The sequence below is a fragment of the Lacticaseibacillus sp. 866-1 genome, assembly GCF_016861825.1.
Classification (GTDB): Bacteria; Bacillota; Bacilli; order Lactobacillales; family Lactobacillaceae; genus Lacticaseibacillus.
Genome location: NZ_BOLU01000047.1, coordinates 1 through 5964, shown reverse-complemented (window position 1 = coordinate 5964; position 5964 = coordinate 1). Strand labels below are relative to the sequence as shown.

At 44.8% G+C, this 5964-nt stretch carries 4 protein-coding genes and 3 pseudogenes; 6 read left to right on the top strand and 1 reads right to left on the bottom strand.

Annotated elements, in window-relative coordinates:
• Nucleotides 1-137 precede the first annotated feature (137 nt).
• Nucleotides 138-347 (top strand): annotated as a pseudogene (locus tag JUE30_RS10980) (IS30 family transposase); the annotation flags it as partial.
• Between the two features lie 270 nt (nt 348-617).
• Nucleotides 618-2111, top strand: a complete 1494-nt coding sequence (locus JUE30_RS10975) for a KxYKxGKxW signal peptide domain-containing protein (RefSeq protein ID WP_203624854.1) — start codon at nt 618-620, stop codon at nt 2109-2111.
• Between the two features lie 852 nt (nt 2112-2963).
• Here the strand turns inward: JUE30_RS10975 and JUE30_RS10970 are convergent.
• Nucleotides 2964-3884: pseudogene (locus tag JUE30_RS10970) on the bottom strand (GH25 family lysozyme); the annotation flags it as partial.
• Between JUE30_RS10970 and JUE30_RS10965 the strand changes: the two are divergent.
• The 4 genes and pseudogenes from JUE30_RS10965 to JUE30_RS10950 form a co-directional block, all read left to right on the top strand.
• Nucleotides 3877-4092: pseudogene (locus JUE30_RS10965) on the top strand (DDE-type integrase/transposase/recombinase); the annotation flags it as partial. The pseudogenes JUE30_RS10970 and JUE30_RS10965 sit on opposite strands and share 8 nt — an antisense overlap.
• 327 nt (nt 4093-4419) lie before the next feature.
• Nucleotides 4420-4818 carry an RNA polymerase sigma factor gene (locus JUE30_RS10960; protein ID WP_005691070.1) on the top strand — a complete coding sequence of 133 codons (399 nt, stop codon included), beginning with the start codon at nt 4420-4422 and terminating at the stop codon, nt 4816-4818.
• A 20-nt stretch (nt 4819-4838) separates the two neighbouring features.
• On the top strand, nt 4839-5096 hold the full coding sequence (locus JUE30_RS10955) for a helix-turn-helix domain-containing protein (RefSeq protein ID WP_019899265.1): 258 nt from the start codon (nt 4839-4841) through the stop codon (nt 5094-5096).
• A 307-nt stretch (nt 5097-5403) separates the two neighbouring features.
• Nucleotides 5404-5718, top strand: a complete 315-nt coding sequence (locus JUE30_RS10950; RefSeq protein ID WP_005691066.1) for a helix-turn-helix domain-containing protein — start codon at nt 5404-5406, stop codon at nt 5716-5718.
• The last annotated feature ends 246 nt before the right edge of the window (nt 5719-5964 follow it).

Genomic DNA, 5964 nt, shown 5'->3' with positions numbered 1-5964 from the left:
TCAGCACTGAACCATCGTCCCAGACGTATTCTGAACTATCTTCGACCATGCGATTACTACCGACGCATGGCTTAACAACCTAGACCACTATCAAGGATTCGTTATCATCGTTGCACTTGACTTGAAAATTGAGGACCCAGATTTACTTCGCACATCCGTACTCGCCTTGGGAGCGTGGCACAAACGAGAACGCCAATGGACTGCTTAGGGAATTCTTCCCGAAAGGGAAGTCTCTCAGAGCAGTTACCCTGGTTGAAATTCAAGCAGTCCAATCCGCACTGAACCATCGTCCCAGACGTATTCTGAACTATCTTCGCCCATGCGATTACTACCGATGCATGGCGTAACAGCCTAGACCACTATCAAGAATTCGTTATCATCGTTGCACTTGACTTGAAAATTGAGGATATTAAAGTAATATCACTGCCTTCACAAAGGTAGAAATCTGCTGAAGCAACATTACAAAGTAGCTGAAAGGTTGACTGATTCATGATACCTCCCTGACTATTTACAAAGAAGTGCTTTATTTTGCAGAATCAGGCATGTCATTCTTGTTCTACAAGTGTATAATTAAAAATAGGTTACTTCAATATAATTGAGTGGGAAGGATGTTTATAATGGGAGAAAAGAAATTACATTATAAAATGTATAAAGATGGCAAAAAATTCGTTTTTGCCGCAATTGCTACACTGTCTTTTTTTGTCTTCGGTGGGGTATCAACGGTAGCAGTTCATGCTGATACCACCTCAGGGAACTTAACTGCCGCCACTGTAAACAGCACTAGTGATACGAAGAGCGCTGTTTCATCAGCAGCTACTGTAGCAAGTAGTAGCAGTGCAACGAAGGCCGATTCAACCAGTGCAAGTAGTAGCAGTGCAACGAAGGCCGATTCAACCGGTGCAAGTAGTAGTGCAGGAAAGGCCGATTCAACCGGTGCAAGTAGTAGTGCAGGAAAGGCCGATTCAACCGGTGCTGGAACAACAGCCCGGACAGCAACAAATGGTGATGCAACCTTTCCTGCTGTTGTTAGCCCAGTGGTGCCGGGATATGTAGCTGATAAAGCGCAGGTAGCTGCCGTAACTGTGGATGCCGATTCACCAGATGTTAATGAGACCGTGACATACACGAAAGTCGGATCATTGGTACCAAGCTCAAGTGATCAGAACTTCCCTGGAGCACCAACAGTAGTCTATCCAAATGACCCAAGTGATGCGACAAAGGTTACACCAGCCGGTGTACCGACGGTACCAGGTTATACAGCACATGATCCAGAAGGTCATGTTTTGACACCAGGTAGCAGTTATCAGCCAAGTGATCCGACGAAAGATACAACGATCACCTATACAGCAGATAAGCAAAAAGGTAGTGTCAGCTACGTTGATGATACGACTGGAAAAACTTTAAAGACGGACTCAATCTCAGGAACAACGGGTTCAAAATCCAGCTATAGTACCAGCGGTAGCATTGCCGATTATAAGAAACAAGGGTATGAGTTGGTCACCGATGGCTATCCAGCAGAATTGACGTTCGACAATGATGACACAACTGATCAGAATTTCACGGTTCACTTGAAGCATCAAAACATTCAGTCTACAGAGGCCAAAACCGTTACAGAAACTATTCATTATCAAGGCGCTGGTAATCAAACTCCTGCTGATAACACCGCTCAAGTGACCTTTACGCGTCAAGTCTCAACTGACGCAGTAACTGGGGAAAAGACGTATGGTCCTTGGTCAGCAGATCAAAGCTTTGCCGCAGTCACAAGTCCTGAATTAAAGGGTTATACAGCTGACAAGGCGCAAATTGACAGTCAAACAGTTAATGGGGACTCACAGGACTTAGAATTCACGGTTACCTATACCAAGAACCCAGTTAGTTCTAACCAACCAGGGAATCCTTCCCAGCCAAGTAACGCTACTAACAATGGAGTAATCAATACGTCGACTAATACAGGATCTAAAGTTAACAACGGTGCTGTTAATTCACCAGAATTACCTCAAACTGGTGAAAACAATAGTCAAAGTCAAACAATGTCATTTATTGGTATTTTGTTGGCAATGTTTGGAAGTTTACTCGGTTTTCTTGGTATCAAGAAACGTCGTAATGATTAACCATTAAATAAATATATCTGTAGTGAATATAGATTATTTAAAGAGGGCCCTGAAGAATATTATTATTCTGGCTCTGTGTCAAATGGTGTTGATTAATAGTTTTTATCTTTTGAAAGGTCCACTCTTCGGAGTGGGCTTTTTGTTATTGAACCGAAAAACTCCGTTTGAGAAGTCAGATGGCCGCAATTATGCTCTGTAGCCCTGTTTTTGGGCACACTCCTCCACCGGGCATAACTGATAGCTATGTATCAACATTTGAGGTATCCTTGTCCCCTTTTTGTCCCCTTTGACTGACAAATCTAGAAGCATCCAGAAGCAAGTTATTAAATCGTGTTTCAACGGCCTTGCTGTGGCTGATAATTTAGCGCACAAAAGCAATCAAAACGCAAACCCCATCCATATAGGATGGGGCGGAGTTGGCAAGGAATTGCTTTTATCTGGAAGACCCGCCGAGGGGGGCAGGTTCCTAACAGTATACAGTCCGTATGCGCGATTATTCTTGGGGTGGGTAGCAGCTTAGCTTGCCAACTCCTAAGGAGCTTTTTACTCCTAGCTATTGGAGTTTTGCTCCTTCACCGTCAGTATCGCATGGCTATGCTGGGTATGCAAACAATTTGCTCATAGTAAGTTACCTAATCCGGCATATGTAAACCTCTTGCCTTTTTGAGTCGATTCTATCAACTCTGTGCACAAAAATAAGCCTCCCTGAGCAAGGGAGGCAGAACGACAAGGTATTACAGGCTGACTAAAATATTTAGTTGCTTACGTATCTTATTTTACAGCATTATGCCCGTGCTTCAAAGCAACAAAAATAAGCCCTCCACCCGCGTTAGCGAGCAGAGGACTTTTTTGTTACCTGATGTACAGGCTCTCGCCCGGATAGATCAGGCTGTAGATTGACTTGCCATTGTTGGCGGCTAACGTGTACATGCTAATGCCGTACTTGTTAGCAATGCTCCAGAAGCTGTCACCAGAGCGGACTGTATAATACGTGTGCGAATAGGTTTGCGCATTTGAACTGCGCGAACCATAGCTCTCACCACCATTTACGCCCAAGGCAACATAATGATACCTGCCTGAGTAGCTGAGATAACGCGCCCAAACATATGTGCCACGGATATACACGTGATCATAAATCACACTTTCACCGGGTGCATAGCTACCAACGGATGCATAGCCGGTGCCGGCACCAGTGCGGATGTTAACAGTCGTGGAAGGCTTGAAAACACCAGTTTGCGCATAATCGGTATCAGTGGCTGCGGTTGATTGCGCTGGTTTGCTTGGTGCTGGGGTGATAGGTGTTACTGGCTGCTTCGAGTATCCATTATCGGCGACACCAAGCAGATCAATGTTACCATCGAGGCCCTGTGACAACCCAAATGCACTCGTGTACTGTCAAATAGCTACCCCATCCATACTTGGAAAATAACCGTAGTCTGGTTTGGTAGTTGGCAGATAATCACGGTAAGCAGCTATCCAAAGGCTGTTAGGAAATTCTTTCAGAATACGCTGATAATCGACGTGTGCCAATGTATATGGCTTGTAACTGTAATACATGGGCGTGTAGCCTTCTGAACGAATGCGCCGCATGCCAGCTAAAATGGCATTCGTATTAGCTGTCATATTGCCAGAAGCACCATCTTCGTAGTCCAAAGCAACGATGCTTCCCTTTGGTGTCTGCGCTTTGATACGAGGCATATAACGGTCAAGTGCTTCTAATCCCAACTGGCTACTTGCACCAACACCATACCAGATGTAGCTATGCAAATGTTCCAAGTATCGAAACAATTTAATCGAACAAGATCATCGATTCATTAAACGACACCGGGTGCGGTCAGCAAGTTTCCAAAGCATCCGAACCGCTAGTGCAACACTCAGCGGCATTGAAGTCATCCATGCATTACGCAAGAAAACCCGACGAGAGCTAAGCCTCATCGGGTTTTCAGCCGTGGACGAATTAAAAGCGATGGTGCCAGCATAACCTACAACACCCTATCAACAACTAGGTAAAAGGCACACTGTCAGACTATTTGCACCAGAGCCGAAATATCTACTACCGGGTTGTTTCCGAATGACCACCATCCTCTCGATAAGAATCTCTCCCACGAACAGCTCAAAACACTGATTTCATAAGCTATTGATTAAGAATTGACCTGTATGCATTCACTGCTACCGGTCGATTTTTTTCGCGCAGCAATTCTCCATCAGGTAATTCGTCAAAGAAATATTTGGAAATTGCTTTCATAAGTGACCAGAAAATTTGTCTGTAATTATGTAACCCAATAAATCAGACGAGGAGGATAACCCAATGAGTAGTGAGCAAGAAGTGACGCGAATGTTTATTCGCTATGTACAACAAGCCCTCAAAAATGAACGAATCAATCGGTATAAGGCCTCTCTTCGGCAAATCAAGGAAATACCACTGGAGGCCTGGCTACTGGAAGAAATCGAAGATTCCTATCATCTCGATGAATTCAGGTTGACCGATGAGGAAATCGAGCATCTTGAAGACTTCATCGAAAGTGAGAAATTATCAAGAGCAGTTTCCACCCTTTCTTCGACAGATAAAACGGTCTTGTATCAATATTATTATGGCGAACTCAACGACGTCGAAATTGGCAACCGTAGTGGCAAGACAAGTCAGGGGGTGAACAAGAGGCGGCGACGGGCACTAGCGCGGATTAAAGAAGCATACGAAAATATGTAATGAATACGGAGGAGTGTTCAATGCATTATACAGAGGTCGATAACCTGATACCGGTTATCTTGGCAGCGCAGGACGGAGACGCAGAGGCAATGTCCCAACTACTCGATATGTTCAGCTACGATTTCGATCGCGAGGCTGCATACGGAAAAAGCTATATCGATCCCGATTTGAGGCAGGAACTTCAAATCAAGTTTGTATTCAGCGTTCAGCGCTTCAACGTGGCTGAACACCTATCGCAACCGTCCACTCAATCAAGTTCACAACTAACTCGCACATAATCAATTTCAACTTTTTTCTGATTTTGGTTTCATTTCGACCCGTTCCCGCTGTCTGTATATGCAGAAGCGGGATTTTCTTTTGCTCGCTGTGTCCTTTGACAACTGAATAACGTTGTTCAGCAACAACAGCCGTCGCCATGACCTCGCATGAGTGAGCGAACACCAAGGCCAGATACTTACACGTCACTCCCACGCAACGGGAGAGCTGATTCACTGTGGATCAGTTAGCCGGTCGGAACCGGGTTGAACAACGCCGCCTCACCAATTTACTGAATGGAGGTGATACGCTCACCTTGCACACTAACTCGTGAAGGGAAGTGGCACTATCAGCCAAGAAATTCGCCATGAAATGTCCTTCGTTTTGAGCGACGGACAGATCGATACGATCCGCAACAAGGTATTTGAGATTATCCGTGAAGAAGTAAACAGCGTTCGGCACGAAGCACTGCTAAACGTCCGCTACTTCAAGAAAGGTGAAGCCTGCAAATATCTCAACGTTTCGTACAACACGTTAGACGTTTGGATCATGCTGGGCTTGCCCAAGATCACAATCGGTAACTCGGTCAGATTTGATCGCATTGAACTTGATAAATGGATGCAAGGCATGAGTGTTGGATGTTAAAATAATGATGTCTTACGCCTCACTGTCTTATTGAGCAGGAGGTCAATCATTATGTCAATCACCAAAACCAAAGCTGGTACCTATCAGGTCAGCGTTTTCTATCCGAAAGCCGTTCCTCAATTTTCAAGTCAAGTGCAACGATGATAACGAATCCTTGATAGTGGTCTAGGTTGTTAAGCCATGCGTCGGTAGTAATCGCATGGTCGAAGATAGTTCAGAATACGTCTGGGACGATGGTTCAGTGCT

Coding starts and splice junctions, on each gene's coding strand:
- JUE30_RS10975 (WP_203624854.1), top strand. CDS start 618: ATGGGAGAAAAGAAATTACATTATAAAATGTATAAAGATGGCAAAAAA.
- JUE30_RS10955 (WP_019899265.1), top strand. CDS start 4,839: ATGCATTATACAGAGGTCGATAACCTGATACCGGTTATCTTGGCAGCG.
- JUE30_RS10960 (WP_005691070.1), top strand. CDS start 4,420: ATGAGTAGTGAGCAAGAAGTGACGCGAATGTTTATTCGCTATGTACAA.